This is a genomic window from Luteolibacter arcticus, assembly GCF_025950235.1.
Classification (GTDB): Bacteria; Verrucomicrobiota; Verrucomicrobiia; order Verrucomicrobiales; family Akkermansiaceae; genus Haloferula; species Haloferula arctica.
Genome location: NZ_JAPDDT010000001.1, coordinates 326,161 through 345,460, shown reverse-complemented (window position 1 = coordinate 345,460; position 19,300 = coordinate 326,161). Strand labels below are relative to the sequence as shown.

Annotated in this window: 13 protein-coding genes; 12 read left to right on the top strand and 1 reads right to left on the bottom strand. The window is 62.8% G+C overall.

The window, feature by feature from the left end; all coding sequences use genetic code 11:
- Positions 1 to 80: 80 nt before the first annotated feature.
- The 7 genes from OKA05_RS01380 to OKA05_RS01350 all read left to right on the top strand — a co-directional run bounded on the left by OKA05_RS01380 (position 81) and on the right by OKA05_RS01350 (position 11,314).
- Positions 81 to 740 (top strand): paraquat-inducible protein A, encoded by a 660-nt coding sequence (locus OKA05_RS01380; RefSeq protein ID WP_264485292.1) that lies wholly within the window; start codon positions 81 to 83, stop codon positions 738 to 740.
- Positions 740 to 1,366: a paraquat-inducible protein A gene (locus OKA05_RS01375; protein ID WP_264485291.1), complete on the top strand. Its 627-nt coding sequence runs from the start codon at positions 740 to 742 to the stop codon at positions 1,364 to 1,366. The genes OKA05_RS01380 and OKA05_RS01375 overlap by 1 nt, the downstream gene beginning before the upstream one ends.
- Positions 1,363 to 3,009: an intermembrane transport protein PqiB gene (pqiB, locus tag OKA05_RS01370; protein WP_264485290.1), complete on the top strand. Its 1,647-nt coding sequence runs from the start codon at positions 1,363 to 1,365 to the stop codon at positions 3,007 to 3,009. The genes OKA05_RS01375 and pqiB overlap by 4 nt, the downstream gene beginning before the upstream one ends.
- A gap of 18 nt (positions 3,010 to 3,027) precedes the next feature.
- Positions 3,028 to 3,594 (top strand): PqiC family protein, encoded by a 567-nt coding sequence (locus OKA05_RS01365; RefSeq protein ID WP_264485289.1) that lies wholly within the window; start codon positions 3,028 to 3,030, stop codon positions 3,592 to 3,594.
- A gap of 164 nt (positions 3,595 to 3,758) precedes the next feature.
- Positions 3,759 to 4,805, top strand: coding sequence for a LacI family DNA-binding transcriptional regulator (locus OKA05_RS01360; RefSeq protein WP_264485288.1), 1,047 nt, complete (start codon positions 3,759 to 3,761; stop codon positions 4,803 to 4,805).
- An 80-nt stretch (positions 4,806 to 4,885) separates the two neighbouring features.
- The gene (locus OKA05_RS01355; protein WP_264485287.1) at positions 4,886 to 5,317 is read left to right on the top strand and encodes a GNAT family N-acetyltransferase; all 432 of its coding nucleotides are present in this window, start codon (positions 4,886 to 4,888) and stop codon (positions 5,315 to 5,317) included.
- Between the two features lie 321 nt (positions 5,318 to 5,638).
- A complete protein-coding gene (locus OKA05_RS01350) occupies positions 5,639 to 11,314 on the top strand; it encodes a beta strand repeat-containing protein (RefSeq protein WP_264485286.1) in 5,676 nt (1,891 codons plus the stop codon).
- A 306-nt stretch (positions 11,315 to 11,620) separates the two neighbouring features.
- Here OKA05_RS01350 and fusA read toward each other — a convergent pair whose 3' ends face one another.
- On the bottom strand, positions 11,621 to 13,711 hold the full coding sequence (fusA, locus tag OKA05_RS01345; protein WP_264485285.1) for an elongation factor G: 2,091 nt from the start codon (positions 13,709 to 13,711) through the stop codon (positions 11,621 to 11,623).
- Positions 13,712 to 13,870: 159 nt separating this feature from the next.
- On the opposite strand from fusA, the gene OKA05_RS01340 reads away from it, so the two are divergent.
- The 5 genes from OKA05_RS01340 to OKA05_RS01320 all read left to right on the top strand — a co-directional run bounded on the left by OKA05_RS01340 (position 13,871) and on the right by OKA05_RS01320 (position 19,263).
- The gene (locus OKA05_RS01340) at positions 13,871 to 14,608 is read left to right on the top strand and encodes an ABC transporter ATP-binding protein (protein ID WP_264485284.1); all 738 of its coding nucleotides are present in this window, start codon (positions 13,871 to 13,873) and stop codon (positions 14,606 to 14,608) included.
- 5 nt (positions 14,609 to 14,613) lie between these two features.
- Entirely contained in the window at positions 14,614 to 15,435 is an 822-nt protein-coding gene (locus OKA05_RS01335; RefSeq protein WP_264485283.1) for an ABC transporter permease, read from the top strand.
- Positions 15,436 to 15,480: 45 nt separating this feature from the next.
- Positions 15,481 to 17,337, top strand: coding sequence for a DUF1592 domain-containing protein (locus OKA05_RS01330; RefSeq protein WP_264485282.1), 1,857 nt, complete (start codon positions 15,481 to 15,483; stop codon positions 17,335 to 17,337).
- Positions 17,338 to 17,348: 11 nt separating this feature from the next.
- Entirely contained in the window at positions 17,349 to 17,780 is a 432-nt protein-coding gene (locus tag OKA05_RS01325; RefSeq protein ID WP_264485281.1) for a hypothetical protein, read from the top strand.
- A gap of 76 nt (positions 17,781 to 17,856) precedes the next feature.
- Positions 17,857 to 19,263 (top strand): DUF1552 domain-containing protein, encoded by a 1,407-nt coding sequence (locus OKA05_RS01320; protein ID WP_264485280.1) that lies wholly within the window; start codon positions 17,857 to 17,859, stop codon positions 19,261 to 19,263.
- Positions 19,264 to 19,300: the final 37 nt, after the last annotated feature.

Genomic DNA, 19,300 nt, shown 5'->3' with positions numbered 1-19,300 from the left:
CTTCGATTGGTGATTGGAGGATTGTTGATTGGTGATTTCTTCGCCCATCTGCCATCTCCGATCTTCCATCCACCATCTCAATGAAACGCCACCTACCCGGACTTTCCTGGCCCCGCCTTGAGGAGGGACCGATCCGCGTGGCGTGCCACTTCTGCGACGCGCTGCAGGAGGCCCCACGCCTCCACGAGGGCGACGCCGCCCACTGCTGCCGCTGCGGCGAGTTGCTCTATCAGAATCGCCCGCGCTCGCTGGCCCGGGCCACCGGCTTCTCCTCGGCGGCGTTGGTCTTCATGGTGCTGGTTCACCTGTTCCCGAGTATCACCGTCGATGCCGGCAGCGTGCGACGCGAACTGACAATCCTTGAGGCCGCCGAGGCGATGTGGCGCGATGGAAATCCGGTCATCGGCATGGCCACCGTGTTCTTCACCGTGGTCGCGCCTCTGGTGCTGGTCGGCGGGCTGCTCTACGTGGCAGGCCCCCTCCGCTTCGGCATCGCCTTCCCCGGCGCCAGGGCAGTCACCCGTTGGTTCCAACTCTGCGAGCCATGGAGCATGCTGGAGGTATTCCTGTTCGGCATCCTCGTGGCGCTTCTGAAACTCGGCGCGATCGGCGAGATTCATCTCGGCATCGGCCTGTGGGCGATGGCCGGACTCGTGGTCTGCACCTCATTCGCGATGGCCGGAATCGACCGCCTGGAGCTTTGGGACCGGCTGGAAATCGCCTTTCAAAAGAACGACTGATGGAGATTCGCAGCGCAGCCGCCGAAGGACTCGCCTCCTGCCACCTGTGCGGGAAGGTGAGCCCGGTCGAACTCGCCCATTGTCCGCGTTGTCAGAGCGCCCTGCACCTGCGCAAGCCCCACAGCCTTGAGCGCACCTGGTGCTTTCTCCTTTCGTCGATCGCCCTCTACTTCCCAGCCAACCTGCTGCCGATCATGTCCGTCGGCGGCATCGGCGGCACTTCGAATGACACGATCATGTCGGGCGTCCTGAACTTCTGGAAGAAGGGCGACTACCTGGTCGGCACCATCATTTTCTCCGCAAGCATCATTATCCCGATCTTGAAAATGCTGGCCCTCGGCTGGCTCTGCTTCGCGGCAGCCGGCAAGACCCACACCTCGCCAAAGAACCTCACCCGGCTCTACCACATCACCGAACTCGTCGGCCGCTGGTCGATGGTCGATGTCTTCGTGGTCGCCATCCTCGTGGCGCTGGTGCAGGTGGGTGCCCTTTCGAACGTCTTGCCGGGTCCGGCGATCGTTTCCTTTGCAGCGGTCGTGGTTCTGACCATGTTTGCCGCCATGAGTTTCGACCCCCGCCTGCTATGGGACCAGCATGTGGGACGTGACCTTTCCGATACCCCATGACCGAAGAGACGCAGGAACCGCGCGCCGTTATCCACCACCGCCGCCGCTGGAGCAGCGTGTGGCTGGTACCACTGCTCGCACTCGTTGTCGCGGGTGGCCTGGTGTGGAAACACTACGCCGGCCGCGGGCCGATCGCTTACGTGCGCTTTGAAACGGCCGAGAGCATCGAGGCCGGAACCACGGAAGTCCGCTGCCGCTCCGTGCGAGTCGGGGTAATCGAGAGAGTCGATTTGTCCGATGATCTGCAATCGGTCGTCGCCGAGGTCCGGATGGACCCGAATTCCGAATATCTCCTCCGCCAGGGAACCCGCTTCTGGGTGGTCAAACCGCGTGTCTCCGGGGCTTCCATCTCCGGCCTCAGCACCATCGTGAGTGGTGCCTATCTCGAACTCGAACCTGGCGAGACCAAGATGTCGGTCCATCATTTCGACGGATTGGAAGAACCACCGGTTACCGCCGCGAGCGTGCCGGGCTTGCGGCTCACGCTGGTGGCGGACGATGCGGGCTCCCTGGCCGCAGGCTCGCCGATCTACTATCGCGGTTTCGAGGTCGGTCGCGTGGAACGCCGCACCCTGGATATCGAAAACCGCCGCATCCGTTTCGACATCTTCATCGAGGAAGAATTCTCCGGCCTGGTCCGCCAGGGCACTTGCTTTTGGAACACCAGCGGCATCGATGTCGAGGCGGGTGCCGATGGTTTCAAGGTAAGCACGCCCTCGTTGCAGGCGATGCTCTCCGGCGGGGCGGTCTTTTCCGTGCCCAAGGGCGGCACGGCCGGAGATCCGGTGCACGATGGCGCGGCCTTCGAGCTTTTCCCGGATGAGGAAGCCGCGCGGAGATCCGTCTTCACGCCCGACCACCGCATCCTGCTGTTCTTCGATCAATCGGTTCGCGGGCTGTCGCCGGGCGCTCCGGTGGAATTCCGCGGTATCCCGCTGGGGCGCGTCATCGAGATCAGCTTCAAGCACTCGCCGCCCAACGATTCACGGGTGCCGGTGGTCATCGAGATCGACTCCGAAACCCTCGGCAAGGCGGTCGAGGACATCACGGACCCGTCGGCCGCCCTTGCCGAATGCGTCCGGCGCGGCCTGCGTGCCAAGCTCAGCACGGGATCGCTGCTCACCGGCGCACTTTACGTCGATCTCGACTTCGTGCCGGGCGCCGAGCCTGCCGAGCTGGCGCAGCTTGGCGAGTTCGAGGTCATTCCCACCGAGTCGTCCGGCCTCGCCCAGCTCCAGGACAAGCTCAACGCCATCCTCGCCAAGATCGAGGCCCTGCCGCTGGATGAGACGCTCAACAAGTTTGGCAATGCCGCCGACGAGATCACCATCACCGTCAAGGACGTCCGCAGCACGCTCACCGAAGCGGAAGGCGCGCTTGCCGAGGCCAAGAAGCTGCTCGCTCGCGACGAGACGCAAAATCTAACCGCCGAGCTCGAAGCGACCCTCAAGGAGGTGCGCGGCAGCGTCAGCAGCCTCGGTCCTCAAGGGGCCATGCAGGGTGATCTCGCACGCACGCTCGACGAACTCCGCGCCGCGCTCCGCTCCTTCAAGGTCCTATCCGACTCCATTGAGGAAAAGCCGAACTCCCTGCTCTTCGGCCGCGAAGGCTCGGGCGACCCCAAGCCGCGCGCAAAGCGATAAGACCCTCCATTGATTGCCATGCTCCGATCCCTTCTCAAACTTGGCGTTCTAGGCCTCCTGTCGGTTCAGCTTTTCTCCTGCGCCCCCGCCAAGTCCTTCTACGTCCTCACCCCCGAAGGCCCCGCCCCCTCCGGCGGCGGGATGTCCCTCGGTGTCGGACCGGTTTCCCTCGCGAGCTATCTGGACCGCGCCAACCTCGTCTTCCAGGAAAGCGGCAACCGCATGGGCGTCGCCGAGTCCCACCGCTGGGCGGGCGACTTGGAAGAGAACATCGCCCGCGTCACCGCGACCAATCTCGGCCGTCGCCTCGGCACCGGCAATGTCCGCACCTACCCGTGGGGCAGCGACAGCGACCTGCGCTATCAGGTCAGCCTCGATATCCGCCAGCTCCACGGCACCGCCGATGGCGAGGCCGTGCTGGAAGCCGCATGGCGGGTCTATTCCCTGCCCGACCGCCGCATGGTCACCTCCAAGAGTTGGTCCGGCAGCGAACCGCTGAAAGCCGATGGCTACGATGAAGTGGCCGCAGCCCAAAGCCGTCTGCTAGCCCGGCTCGCCACCGAGATCGCGGCGACGCTGCGCTAGGCCGGCACACAATCCCGACGGGATCGAAGCCAACAGCCAAGATCACAGGCTGTCGGAGGAAAAGGTGCTGTGAACAGCCCTCCAACCAAACAGGTTTCCTGTTGGAATCCACTTGCCATGAACCGCTTCTTTCCGCGGAATCCCTTGATAAGAACATTTCCTGAATGAACAAACGGATCCGCCTCAAAGATGTCGCCGAGCGTGCCGGTGTGGCTGTGAACACAGCCTCCACCATCCTCAATCGCCGGCCGAATTCTTGGGCGTCCAAGGAGACCGAGGCACGCGTCTTTCAGGCGGCTCGCGAACTCGACTACCGGCCATCGAAGACCGCCCGTGCCCTGCGCTCCGGCCGTTACCACACGATCGGCCTGCTCATCCAGGACCTGACAAACCCCTTCTTCTCGACCCTCGCCGACGAGCTCGAAGCCGCTGTCGAGGAGCGCGGCTACGACCTGCTGGTCGAGAACTGCCGATCATCACTGGTCCGCGAAAAGCACCTCCTTGCCGACCTCGAAGACTTGGAAGTCGACGGCAGCGTGCTGTGGCTTTCCGACAACGAAGTCTTCCGCCCCGATCTCACCGAGATGGCCAACGCCAAACGCCCGGTGGTCGTGCTCGGCAACGGCATCCCGGACAAGCCAATCCCGGTCGATGCCGTCCTGTCAGACTTCACCCAAGGCCTCACCGACGCGGTCGATGCGCTGTGCCAGCTCGGCCACAAGCGCTTCGCCTTCGTCAGCGCCCTTGCCGAAGGCCAGGCCGACGGCCAGCGCCCGCGGCTTTTCCAGGAAATGCTGGCCGCCCGCGGCATTCCCGCCAGCAACATCGATATCCTGCGCACCGGCCACACGGTGGAGAGTGCCTGTGAGACCTTCGCCAACTTCCTGAAGAAGCGCCCCGACAAGCGGCCGACCGCCCTGCTCGCGATGAACGACCTCGCCGCCATCGGCGCGATGCGCGCCGCGATCGAAGCCGGACTCACCGTCCCGGCCGACCTTTCCGTCGTCGGCGTGGACGACGTGCCGCTGTGCTCGTTCCTGCCGATCACGCTCTCGTCGATCCGCCAGCGCTACAAGAAGATCACCCGTGCTGCAGCGGACCTCTTGATTTCCCGGATCGAGTCGGCAGATGCCGCTGCGCTGCCACCGCGTCAGGAGATCTTCGCCACCGTCTACACCCCGCGGGAAAGCGTGGGACCCGCCAAGGGCTGAATCCCCCCATCGCAATCCGGTGCGGCGGACGGCTTGAGAACCCTCTCCAACAGCGGGATGATCCCCGCATGACTTCCGCGATGACTATCGTCGAATTCGCCCACGGCAGCCCCGGTTATTTGGAACTCGTCCGGCTTCGCGACCTCCACCTGCGCCAACCAATTGGCTTGCGCCTGCGCGATGAGGATTGCGTGGGCGAGGAAGGGCACCGCCACTTCGCCCTGATGGAGGACGACCTTATTCTGGGCGGCCTGATTGCCAATCCCCTCGGCTCGGGCTCCGCAAAGCTCCGGCAGATGTGGATCGATCCAAACCAGCGCGGCCAAGGCCTCGGCCAAGAGCTGTTAGAGGAGGTGGAACAGCGGCTCGCCTCGGAAGGCGTGCGCCATTTCGTGCTGCATTCCCGGGAGAACGCAGCCGGCTTCTACCGCAACAGCGGCTACCACGCGGTGGGCGGCATTTTCACGGAAGTCGGCCGGCCTCACCTGAAAATGGAGAAGCGACTGGAGTAGGAAAGCATTCATGGCAGGTCGCCTTGGCAGCGATCTAGAAGCTGATGGACGAGGAGGCCATGACCACGCAGCCCCCCCCTTGGCCGGTCCTTTTCATTTCGAGCGCGCCGTACGGTCAATTTTTCAGATTGGCCTGTCGAATGCTTCGACATCAATGCTCAAATAGGTTGCGAATACGTGCATAAAGCGCCACCCCCGGAGATTGTGTGGATTGCTCAATAAAAACCGTTCTTTTGGACAAACACCCTGAAGAACTTGAGCGCACTCCAGCAGTCGCGTCAATTCGTTCTCCTCGTAGGGCCTTAGCCGCCATCATACCTCATGAAAAAACCTAAAGGACTATTCCGCTTCATTTCGCAGCACGCGTTCTCCGCGACAATTGCGCTCGCCGCCGGCCCGGCCTATGCCGATCTGACCTGGGATCAGGCAGGCCCCACCGACAACTGGGACACCTCCGCCCCCAACACCAACTGGCTGCCCGGCAACGTCGTCTGGACCCAGAACGAGAACGCGATTTTCAACGGCACCGCCGAGACGATCACCGTCACCTCGGCCAATACGTTCAACAACCTGACCTTCGGCTCGACCGGCTTCATCATCGCCAATGGTGCCGGCTCCCTCAATCTGTCGGATGACTTGGCAAGCACCATCACGGTGACCAACGCCGCCGATACCGCCACGGTCGCGGAGTCGCTGGCCGACAACGTCGCCGATTTCAGTTCGCTCACCAAAGCAGGTGCCGGCACCCTCGTCCTCAGCGGCACCAACACCTACGGCGACCCAACCTTCGTTACCGCGGGCACTTTGAGAACCGCATCGACCACCGCCCTTGGAGCGGGAGGAACGGCCGCGGAAACCATTGTTTCCAGCGGAGCCACGGTCGACCTCAACGGGCAAGCGATCACCAACAACGAAATTTTCCAGATCGCCGGGACCGGGGTCGGCGGTAACGGAGCCCTCATCAATAACGCGGGAACCCAGTTAAATGCGGTAAACCGCCTCGAACTCACGGCAGATGCGACGATCGGAGGCACCGGCCGCTGGGACATCCGCCCGGGATCAACTCCCACGCTCGATTTGGCTGGCTTCACCTTGAGCAAGACCGGAGCCAACGTGATCGCGCTCGTCGGCACTGAGATCACCAATGGAAACATCGCGATCAATGCTGGAGTCCTGAGCGTCGAGACCACCTCGCTGCTCCAAGGCACCGGCACCGTCACCATCAACAGTGGTGGCACCTTCGGATTCTACCAGAATACGGCAGGCAACGTCACCCGGCCGATTGTTTCCAACAACGGCACATTTGCCAACCAAGGCCTCGCCGGCACGATTGATAGTCCGATCACGATGGTCGGCGGCACCACCATCAATTCCAATGGAGTGGTCTCCATCTTCACTGGCAACATCACCGGCAGCGGTCCCTTGCTTTCCATCGGAACCGGAACCACGGATCTGCGGGGAAACAATACCTACACTGGAGGCACCAACATCGGCACGACGACTGCCGGCGGCGGCACCTTGCTGCTGAACTATGTCACCAACAACAATTCCAAGCTGGGTGGAGGTGATCTCACCTTCGCGAACAACGGCACCATCACCCTCGATGGCGGCACTTTCGCCGAATCCGTGGCCGCCACCCATCTCGGAGGCGCGTCCGCGAACATCACACGGACCTCCGGCACCGCCACGATCAACCTGGGCCCCGTCGACCGGACGCTACGAGGCTCGCTCAATGTCGGGTCGGGCGGAATCGCCCTGACTTCAACCGGCACCGCCTCGAGCCTCATCGTGGATTCTATCACCGGCGCGCCCTACGTCACCGTCGGCGCGGATTGGGGTGCCAAGGATGCCGCTAACAGCACCATCGTCGGCGTGTCCACTCTCGGTGGATACACCCCCTTCGTGACCGGCACCGTGACGCTGTCCGGTATCGCCGATCTCACTTCGGGCACCGCTGGCACCTACACCCTCGGTGGCAACTCGAACACGACGGCGATCCGCAACACCGCGATTGCCGGAAACACGATTGCCTTGGCCGGGTTCACGCTGACCACCGGCGGTTACCTTTCCAATGGGAACACCACCATCTCGGGTGCCGGCGCGATCACTCCCGCCATCGCCGGAGGCGAACTCGTGCTGAACCAGACGGCCGGCACGACCACGATCATCTCGAACCTCTCCAACAACACGTCCGCATCCTCCGTGACCAAGACCGGCGCGGGCACCATCGCTGTGAGCGGCACGCAGAGCTACACCGGTGTCACCAATGTCGTGCAAGGCACCTTCCAAATGGGATCCACGACAGGACAGAACGGCGCGGCAGGCGTCCTCTCCACCAGCGGCATCAATGTCAGCCCGGGCGCAACCTTCAACCTTGGTGCGGGAACGCTGAGCGCCACCCAGAACATCACCGGAGGCGGCAATTTCCAAAAGGGCGGCAACTTCCTGACCAACGGGACGATCAACGGAACAAACAACAACTACACCGGCAGCACCGCCGTCAATGTCAACACCCTCACGGTGGGCACTGGCGCCGTGATCAACGGCACCAGCGGCATCTCCATCGCCACCAACAACAACGCCGTCCTTTCTAACAACGGCAGCATCACCACGCTCGGCGCCCTCACGATGGGCGGCGGTAGTGCCGTGGCCGGCATCTTCAACAACAACAGCACCGGCATCTTCAACGTCGGTTCCATCGCAATGTCCGCCGGCAGCTCGGGGACCAACAACGGAACGATCACCAATACCGGAGCCTTCACTGCCAACGGGACCTTCACCAACAACGGCACCCTGACGACCGGTGCGCTCACCGTCGGCGGGGTCTTCAACGTCGGTGCAAGCTCTTCCTTCACCGACACTGCGGGCACCATCGTCATCAATAGCGGAGGCGCGGTCACCTTTGGCAGCACTTCCCACCTGGCGTCCATCGCGGCGAACGGCATCACCATCAATACCGGCGGTTCCTTCGCCGCTCCGATGTCCGTCCCCGCCATTCTCGCATCCGGCAAGATCGTCAGCACCTCGGCGGGATCCGTTGCCTTTTCAGGGGATACTTCGGAAAGCATCGACTTGACCGGATTCAATGCCCTGGCACTCGGGGCTACCGGGACTGTGACCTACTCCGGTACGTTCACACCCGTCGCGGGGGGATATCGTTTTGGCGGAGGTCCTACCTCGAATCTCACCATCACGTCTCCTTTGAGCGGTGCCAACAGCCTCACGCAGTCCGGCCCGGGCCGCACCACCCTTACCGCAGCCAATACCTATTCGGGTACGACCACTGTGTCTTTGGGAACCCTGGCCATCGGCAATACCGGTTCCATTGATGGCGGTGCGGTCACCATCACCGGTGGCACACTGGCAGTGATCGGCGGCGGCACCTTGAACGCCACCTCCGGCGGCAGTGTTTCCATCGGCGCGGGCAATCTCGTCACGGCTTCGGTGAACAACATCGGTACTTCCTTCAGCACGATCGCCCTCACGGGAGCCGGTGTCACCGGTTTGCAGTATGTCGGCGCGGGTGAGACCACAAACCGCATCCTGGGTTTCAACACCGCCGCCGCGGGGGGTGTCGTCACCGCTAGCGGGTCGGGACTGCTGACCTTCTCCAGCCCTGCCTTCACTAGCGCTACCGCCGCGTTCGGGGTTACCTTCAATGGTCAGGGCGCTGGCAGCTTTGTCGGCATCATCCAGCCTTCCCCCACGCAGCTCATCAACTTCAACAAGCAGGGAGTGGGCACCTGGACGCTCACCGGCCTCAATAACCTGAAAGCAGGAGCCTTCCGCGCCGATGGCGGCGTGCTGAACTTCGCCTCCACTGCCACCACCGGCACCGGTGCCAATGCCGCGACGATCACCCGCGCCGCAGCCAACGGAGGTGCCCTGACCATCGCCAGCGGAGCGAGCGTCATCACCTCCACGGCCAACACCGCCGGCATCCTCGGCGGCTGGGCAACCTTCGGAGGCAACACATGGGCAGTCACCAACGGCAATGCGGCTCCAATCACGGGTCTCGCCACCTTCACCAATGACTGGCTCACGGCCACGGGAAATGCGGACATCACCGCGACCAATACTTCCGGCGCTCTGACGGTGAATTCGCTGCGCTTCAACACCGCCGCTGCTGTCACCCAAACGCTCTCCGGCGCGAATGTCATCACCAGCGGCGGCATCCTCGTCACCCCGGCCGTGGGAGCGAATACCACCACCATCACCGGCGGCACTTCGCTCGGAAGCGGCACCACCGATCTGATCATCCATCAGAACAACACCGCGGGAGGACTGACCATCGCTTCGCTCATCACCGGCACGACCGGAGTGACCAAAACCGGTGCGGGCACGCTTACCTTCAACTCCCTGAAAAGCTACACCGGCGTGACCAATATTCTCGCCGGCACGCTCGACCTCACCGGCGGAGGCGGCAGCGCCGGCACGATTCGCGGCACCGCCAATGTCGCCACCGGAGCCACCCTTCGCCTGAGTGTCGGCGATGCCACCGGCTACGCCACGGACGCCACTCGATTGAGCACCATCAACCTCCTCGGGGGAACGATGAATGTGAACTCGACAAGCAACCAGACGCTTGGCAACGCCACCATCAACATGACCGGTGGCTTCATCACCGGCGCCGCGAACATGAACCTCGACTTCTTCGCCGGGAGCTCGACGTTGAACACCCTCCCCTCGGGAACGGTCTCGGTCATCAGCGGCGTGGGTCTCTCACCGCTGCGCCAAGGCAACACCACATTCACGGTCGCCCAAGGATATACCACCAGCGGCATCGATCTGGAGATCCAGTCGACCTTGCAAAACGGTGCCGCCAATGCCGCATTCATCAAGGCTGGCACGGGCACGCTCGCCCTCTCCGGAGCCAACACCATGGTTGCGGCCAACCAAACCTGGCTCATCTCGGGAGGCACCCTGATGGTCGGCTCCGGTGGCACCACCGGCACGCTCGGCATCATGAACGTGACCAACAACGCTCGCCTCGCCTTCAACCGCAGTGACACCGCGGGCACCTTCGCCAACGTCATCTCCGGCACCGGCGCAGTGGCGCAGGTTGGCACCGGCAAAACCACCCTCACCGGGGCCAACACCTACACCGGTGCCACCACCGTCTTTGCCGGAACCCTCGGCGGAACCGGCTCCCCCGGGTCGGCATTGACGGTCAACAGCTTCGGCACCCTCGCTCCCGGCAACGGTATCGGCAACTTCGCCAGCACCTCCGCCACCTTCGCGAGCGGCGGCACCCTCGCACTCGAGATCAACAGCACCGCCATTACCGCTGATCGGCTCGTCGCTTCCGGTGCAGTCAACCTCGGCGGCTCCACCGCCTCCTTCACCGAAATCGGCGCGGGTGCAGTCCCCGGCGGCACCAAGCTGACGATCATCGACTACACCGGTGGCTCGCTCACCGGCACCTTCTCGGGCCTCGCGAACGGTGCGAGCGTGGTGGTCGGAGCGAACACCTTCATCATCGACTACAACGATGCCTCGAAGGTCACCCTCACCGCGTCGGCCGGTTCGCCTTACAGCACTTGGATCGCCACTTATTTCCCAAGTGATACCGGCAATCCCGCCATCGTCGGAACCGCCGCGGACCCCGACAACGACGGACAAGCGAACTCGCTCGAATTCGCCCTCGGCGGAGATCCGAAGAGCGGCAGTGACAATGCCAAGATCTATCAATTCAAGGCCGACGGCAGCATCGATGGCGATTCCACTCCGGAACTCCTCATGACCATCGCCGTGCGCAGCGGCACCCCGGCATTCGGCCCTGGCCCGTCGCCAACCGCTGTGATGGATGGATTCACCTACACCATCCAAGGCAGCACCAACCTGGTCAGCTTCACGGAGGCCGTGACTCCCGTCTCCCCCGTGGTCACCAACCTGCCAGACGCACCCACCGGCTACGAATACCGGACGTTCAGCCTCGACGGATCAAACGGATTCCCCACCAAGGGCTTCCTCCGCGTGAGCGTGACGAACCTGTAAGTCCGTCTGACATAAGCGCTCCGAAAGCCCCGGTCGTGATCCACGACCGGGGCTTTTTTTGCGATAGGCTGGAATCCGATCCGGCTCCGATGTAGCCGCGCGTCTACTTGTTCTCCGTAAGCTTGGCGAAGGACGATGACCGTCGCACTTCAGCGGCTCCAGCCGCATCCTTGTGGCCCCGGAGACAGAATCCTACGATGCGGCGCACTGCCGCCAATCAGCCGACGGTCATAGACGCGCCGCGACACGAAAACAAAAAGCCCGCCACCCTTGCGGATGGCGGGCCTTGGTAAACTGAATCGCAAATTACTTCCGCTTCGCCTCTTCGCGCTCCTTGGCGGCCTTGATGACGTCGTCGGAGACGTTCTTCGGGCACGGGGCGTAGTGGCTGAACTCCATCGAGAACTGGCCACGACCGGAGGTCATGGTGCGCAGGTCGCCGATGTAGCCGAACATCGCGGAAAGCGGTGCTTCCGCCTTCACGCGGACGCCGCCCGGAGTCGGCTCCTGACCTTGGATCATGCCCCGGCGACGGTTGAGGTCGCCGATCACGTCACCCACCTTCTCCTCAGGAGCGAAGACATCGAGCTTCATCATCGGCTCGAGGATCTGCGGCGCGCACTTCGGCATGGTCTGGCGATAGGCGGCCTTGGCAGCGATTTCGAAGGCGATGTTGCTGGAGTCCACGGCGTGGAAACCACCTTCGTTGAGCGTGACCTTGAAGTCCAGGCAAGGGTAGCCGGCAAGCGGTCCCTTGTCGACGGAGGTCTTGAAGCCCTTGTCGACGGCGGGGATGAACTCCTTCGGGATGCTGCCCCCGACAACCTTCGACTCGAAGATGAAGCCGGTGCCGGGCTCGCCTGGCTCGATGGTGTAATCGATCTTCGCGTACTGGCCGGAACCACCGGACTGCTTCTTGTGGGTGTAGCTGTCGGTGACGGGCTTGGTGATGGTTTCGCGATAGGCGACCTGTGGGGCGCCGACGGAGACCTCGACCTTGTGGGTCCGCTTGAGGATGTCGATCTTGATGTCGAGGTGGAGCTCGCCCATGCCCTTGAGAATCATCTCATTGGTTTCCTCGTCGGTCTCGACGCGGAAGGACGGGTCCTCCTGGATCATCTTGCCGATGGCGTTGGCCAGCTTCTCAGCGTTGGCCTTGTCCTTCGGGGCGACGGCGATGGAGATCACGGGATCCGGGAACACCATCGGCTCGAGCGTGGCTGGATTCTTCTCGTCGCAGAGGGTGTGACCGGTCTGCACGTTCTTGAGACCCACGATGGCCACGATGTCACCCGCCTGTGCGGAGTCGATTTCCTTGCGGTCGTCGGCGTGCATTTCGACCATGCGGCTGATGCGCTCGGTCTTGCCAGTGAAGGAATTCAGAACGGTGTCGCCCTTCTTGATCGTGCCCGAGTAGATGCGGGTGAAGGTCAGCGCGCCGAACTTGTCGTCCATGATCTTGAAGGCCAGGCCGCGGAAAGGAGCGGCTGGGTCGATGATCGCGAACTTGCCGGTTTCATTGCCTTCCTCGTCCACTTCGGGAAGCGGCCTCACATCGGTCGGGGCGGGAAGGTAGTCCACCACGGCATCGAGCACGAGTTGGAGACCCTTGTTCTTGAAGGACGAACCGCAGTAGGTCGGGAAGAACGCGAGATCAATGGTGCCCTTGCGGATGCACTTCTTAATAGTGTCGATGTCCGGCTCCACGCCTTCGAGATACTTCTCCATCACCTCGTCGTCCTGTTCGACGGCGGTCTCGATCAGGGCGGCACGGTATTCCTTGGCCTTGTCCACCAGGTCGGCGGGGATTTCCTCGATCTTGAAGTTTTCCGGCTGTCCGGATTCGTCCCAGATGTGGGCCTTCATGGTGAGAAGGTCGACCACGCCGATGAAATCGCTCTCCGTGCCGATCGGCAGGACCATGACGAGCGGGGTCGCACCGAGGATTTTCTTCACCTGGGCGATCACGCGGTAGAAGTCCGCACCGATACGGTCGAGCTTGTTGACGTAGATGACGCGGGAGACCTTGGAGTCGTTCGCGTAGCGCCAGTTCGTCTCGGACTGGGGCTCCACGCCGCCGGATCCGCAGAATACGCCGACGCCGCCGTCGAGCACCTTTAGCGAGCGATAGACTTCGATGGTGAAGTCGACGTGGCCCGGGGTGTCGATGACGTTGAATTGGTGGCCCTTCCAGAAGCAGGTGGTGGCGGCGGACTGGATGGTGATGCCGCGCTCGGCTTCCTGTTCCATGAAGTCCATGGTGGAAGCGCCGTCGTGCACCTCACCGATCTTGTGGATCTTGCCGGTGAGCTTGAGAATCCGCTCGGTGGTGGTGGTCTTGCCCGCATCCACGTGAGCGAAAATGCCAATGTTGCGGTATTTGGTGAGGTCCTTCATGCTCTTGAGTGTGATGTGGTTGGGGCATCCGGCTCGCGCCGGGGCGACTTCCATAATCGGAAGCGGGCGAATGGCAACCCCGGACTCACGGATTTTCCGCCTTGTTCGCCCCGAATTTCCCGTCTGGACGGAATTCCAATCCGCCCGATGCTCGGCCGCGTGAGCGAGGTGATCCTGGAAGTCGACGCTGTGGCGAAGAAATTCGACGACTTCACGGCGGTGGACGGAGTCTCTTTCCAAGTCCGCGCCGGGGAAACGGTCGGGCTGCTCGGCGTCAATGGCGCGGGCAAAACCACCCTGATGAACATGATCCTCGGCCTGACCACCCCCAGCGGCGGGGCGATCCGGGCCTTCGGCATGGACCTCCAGAAGCACCGGCTGGAAATCCTTCAGCGCGCGAATTTCTGCACCACCTACGCGACCCTGCCGGGGAACCTGAAGGTCCGGCACAATCTGGAAATCTTCGCCCGGCTCTACTCGGTGCCGAAACCGAAACAGAAGGTCACCGAGCTGCTCGAACTCCTCGAAATCTCCAAGCTCGCCGAGAAACCCACCGGCCAGCTCAGCGCCGGGGAATCGACCCGGGTCAACCTCGCCAAGGCGCTGCTCAACGACCCCGAACTCCTCCTTTTGGACGAGCCCACCGCCTCGCTGGACCCGGACATCGCCGACAAGGTCCGCAAGCTGGTCCGCCACGTCCAGCGGGAGCGCCACCCGGCCATCCTCTACACCTCGCACAACATGCGCGACATCGAGGAAGTCTGCGACCGCGTGCTCTTCCTCCACGCCGGGAAAATCCTCGCCGCGGGCACGCCGGAGGAAATCACCCACCACTTCCAGGAGGATGACCTCGAGGACGTCTTCATCAAGATTGCCCGCGGCGGCTCCACTCCTTGAAAGCCATGTTCCGCCCCTCTATCATCCGCGCGCTGCTGACCCGCTACGTGCTGCTTTACGCGAAGAACCCGATGCGGGCCTTCGAGCTGTTCTTCTGGCCGCTGGTGCAGTTGCTGGTGTGGGGATTCGTCACGATGTACCTGCAGCAGGCCGGCGGCGGCGGGCAGGCGGCGGACGGAAAAGGTTTCCCGCACTTCATCACCTTCCTCATCGGCGGCATCATCCTGTGGGACGCGCTGTTCCGGGCGCAGCAGGGTGTTTCGATCTCCTTCCTCGAGGATGTCTGGACGCGCAACCTGCTCAACATTTTCGCCGCGCCAGTGCGGATGACCGACTATATCGCCGCCACCTTCGGCGTGGGCCTGCTGCGGGTCGGCATCACCGCCATCGTCCTGTTCGTCGTGGCGTCCGTCGCCTACTCGTTCAACCTGCTCCAGTTCAAGTTCGGCCTCATCGCCTACTACGCGAACCTGATGATCTTCGGCTGGGCACTGGGAATCTTTTCAATCGCGTTGATCCTGCGCTGGGGACACGGCGCGGAATCCTTGGCATGGGCGTTACCGTTCATGATCCAGCCCTTCGCCTGCGTCTTTTACCCGATGCACATCCTGCCGGGCTGGATGCAAACGATCGCATGGGTCTTCCCGCCAGCCCATGTATTCGAAGGCATGCGCGGCGCGATCGAGCACGGCGGTTTCGACATGCGCCCGTTTCTCACCGCGCTGGCCCTGAATGCCGTTTACCTGTCGCTAGCCGGCTGGGCATTCGCCTCGGTCCTGCGCACCGCCCGGGAAAAGGGGCTGCTGACAAAGACGGGTTCGAGTTGATCTCCTGAAAGCCGGGCGAGGTTTGCGACGTTGTCGGTCTGCCTCATGCCCGTCCGCCGTCCCATCGCATTGCTGTTTGCCCTCTGCTCGCCGGCCCTCGCCGACGACTTCGCGAACAAGGCAACCCCGCTGCTTTCCAAGTATTGCTTCGAGTGCCACGGCGAGAAGAAGCAGAAAGGCGGGATCGAGACCCATCACCTGACGTCCATCGAGGCGGCCTTCCGCAATCACCGCTTCCTGGAGACCATCGCCGAACAGGTCGAGTCGGGCGACATGCCCCCGGATGATGAGGACGTGCTGCCGACTGACGCCGAGCGGAAGCTGCTCGTGACCGAAATCCGCGGCGTTTTGAAGAAGCTGGAGAGCGGCAACTTCCCGCGGAATCCGGGCCGCACCACCATCCGCCGGCTCAATCGCAACGAGTACAACTACACCGTCCGCGACCTCTTCGGCATCGACTTCCAGGCGGGCAGGGATTTCCCGGCCGATGGCGCAGGCGGCGAGGGCTTCGACAACGTCGGCGATGCGATGTTCGTGCAGCCAGCGCTGATGGAGAAATACCTCAACGCCGCGAAGAAGGTCATCGCGGCTATCTACGAGGACCCCAAACACCTCGACCGAGTGCTCGTCGCGAAACCCGGCGACAAGATGCCACCCGCAAAAGCCGCGCGGACCGTCCTGCTCACGCATGCCTCGCTCGCCTTTCGCCGCCGGGTGACCGATGAGGACCTGGCGCCCCTGCTGGCCGTCTTTGAAAAGAAGCTCGCCGCCGGAGCCAGCTACGAGGAAGCGATCCGCCCCTCGCTCCAGGCGCTGCTCATTCATCCGTCCTTCCTGTTCCGCTTCGAGGCGGATCAGCCGGGCAAGCCGGAGTGGCAAATCGACGACTTCGAGCTCGCCACCCGCCTCTCGTATTTCCTCTGGGCCTCGATGCCCGACCGCCGGCTGCTCAAGCTGGCCGACGAAGGCAAACTCTCCGACCCGGCCACCTTGCGCGCCGAGGCGTCTCGAATGATCGCTGAGAAGCGCTCCGAAACGATCTCCCGGCACTTCGCCGGACAGTGGTTGGGCTTCGATGAACTGCGCGAAGTGGCCGCGCCCGACTCGAAGCGCTTTCCCACCTTCACGCCAAGCTTGCGCATCTCGATGTATCGCGAGTCGGTCGAATTCTTCAACCACCTCGTCCGCGCGAATCGTCCCGCGCTGGAGCTGCTGCATGCTGACTACACCTTCGCGAACGCCGAACTCGCCAAGCATTACGGCATCACCAGCACTTCCGGCTCGCAGATGGAGCGCATCGCACTCACCGACCCGAATCGCGGCGGCGTCATCGGCCAGGCCGCCATCCTCACCGCCACCTCCATGCCGCTCCGCACCAGTCCGGTGAAGCGCGGCAAGTGGATCCTCGACACCCTGTTAGGCACCCCTCCCCCCCCACCCCCGCCCGATGCCGGCGTCCTCCCCGGCGACGACAAGTCAACCGAGGGGCTGTCCTTCCGCGAGACGCTGGAGGTGCATCGCACCAAAGCCTCCTGCGCCGGCTGCCACGAGAAGATCGACCCGCTGGGCTTCGGCCTGGAGAACTTCGATGCGATCGGCCGCTGGCGGACCAAGGACGCGAATGGCAATCCCATCGACTCCAAGGCCACGCTGCCCGGTGACATCTCCTTCTCGACGCCCAAGGAGCTCAAGCAACTGCTGCTCGCCTCGGACGAACTTTTCCTCCGCAACCTCAGCCGCAAGATGCTAGCCTACGCCTTGGGCCGTCCGCTGGAGTACTACGACGAGCCCGTCGTCACCGACCTCGTTGCCAAGCTCCGCAAGGACAACCTGAAAATGCAAACGCTGATCCTTTCCGTCATCGAGTCCCAGCCTTTCCAACACCGCAGCGCGAAGCGCTAGGAGCCACGTGTATGAAGCCGCTCTCCATTCTCCTCCTGATCTCGTTCGCAGCCATTCTTTCGGCGACCGAGCATCCCGCCGACGAAGCAAAGATCGCTTTCGCAGAAGCCTCCTCGGAGATCGAGAAGGCGGAAAAGGAGTTCCTCGCAAGCGTCCAGCTCATTGATAATGACAAGAAACGGGCGGAGGTTCTCGATCTCTTCCGACAGAGAAAAGAAGCATGGGGTTCGTCGATGAAGGCCGACGCCAACTTGAAAATCGCAGCATCTCCAGCTCCATCCACCAATACTTCGGTGGGACTGATTCCCCTTTGGTCCGATGCCCGGCACCTAAGAGACCAGGCAAAGCTACTTCGTGAGCAGGCGAAATGGATCAAACAAAACTGGTCGGCCGAAGAGGCAGATACGCGACCCGGCAATCAGAGCGAACCAGCCGCCAACTAGTTTCAATGATGGAGGAAGGCAGGTATCTCTGCCTTTCCCTCTACCATCTTCGACCAACGATCTACCATCCCACTTCATGGCCAACCTCCAGACACAAAAATGGCTCATGCCGCGCCGCAGCTTCCTGCGCGGTGCCGGGGCCACACTTGCCTTGCCGTTCTTCGATGCGATGCGGCCCTTGATGGCGGCGGGCACGTCGGGATCATTGCCGATCCGGATCGCGTTGCTCTACATGCCGAATGGCGTGCGGGCGGACCGTTGGACGCCGGAAGGCGATGGCTCGAAGTTCAAGCTCTCGCCCATCCTGTCGCCGCTGGAAAAGCACCGCGAGGACCTGCTCGTGCTCACCGGCCTGCAGAACAAGGCGTCCTTCTCCGGCGATGGCCATTACGTGAAGACCGGTGGCTGGTTGACCGGCACCACCATCACCAAGACGACCGGCTCCGACATCGCCGCGGGCGGCGTCTCCATGGACCAGATCGCCGCGCAGCATCTCGGCAGGCACACCAAGCTTCCCTCGATGGAACTCGGCACCGAAGCGGTGGCCACCGGCATCGACACCAACGTCAACTACACGCGGCTCTACGCCTCGCATATCTCTTGGAAGACCTCCACCGTTCCCCTGCCCTGCGAGATCAATCCCCGGGTCGCCTTCGACCGGCTCTTCCGGACTCGCTCGAAGGGCGGCGAGAAGCAGGCCGCGGACGACAAGTCGGTGCTCGATCTCGTGTGCGAGGACGCCAAGCGCTTGCAGGGGAAACTCGGCGCTTCGGACAAGGCGAAGCTCGACCAGTATCTCGAGTCCGTCCGCGAGGTGGAGCGCCGGATCGCAGCCGAAGCCGCATCTCTCGGTGCCGGTGAGAATCTGTCGCCCGAGCTGCTCAAGAAGATGGACGAACTCGACAAACGGATCTCGAAGTCCATGGGCAAGGCCAGCCGCGAGGAAGAGCTCAACTCCATGGCCCGCTTCGACCACGGCGAACACTGCCGCATCATGATGGATCTCATGGTGCTCGCCTTCTGGTCGGACTCGACGCGCGTGTCGTCCTTCATGTTCGGCAATGACGTGACCGGCCGGAACTTCTCCTTTCTCGAAGGCGTCAATGGCGGCCACCATGACCTCTCGCACCACAGCAACGACGGCAAGAAGCTCGACCAGTACGAGAAGATCAACCGCTGGCACGTCGAGCAATACGGCTACATGCTCGACCGGATGAAGGAGATCAAGGAGGGCGACGGCAGCCTGCTCGACACCTCGATGGTCGCTTTCGGCTCGCCGATCCGCGACGGCAACGCCCACGACCCGAAGAACGTTCCCATCGTCGTCGCTGGCGGCAGCAAGGCCGGCCTGAAAACCGGCAAGCACGTCACTTACGAGCCCGGCACCCCGCTCTGCGGCCTGTGGATCAACATGCTGGAAACCGCCGGGGTGGAAGCGAAACAGCTCGGCGACGCCTCGGACGGTCTGCGTGGGATTTCCTGAAAACTTGCCGCTTGCGCCGCGGCGGCGGGCACGCTTT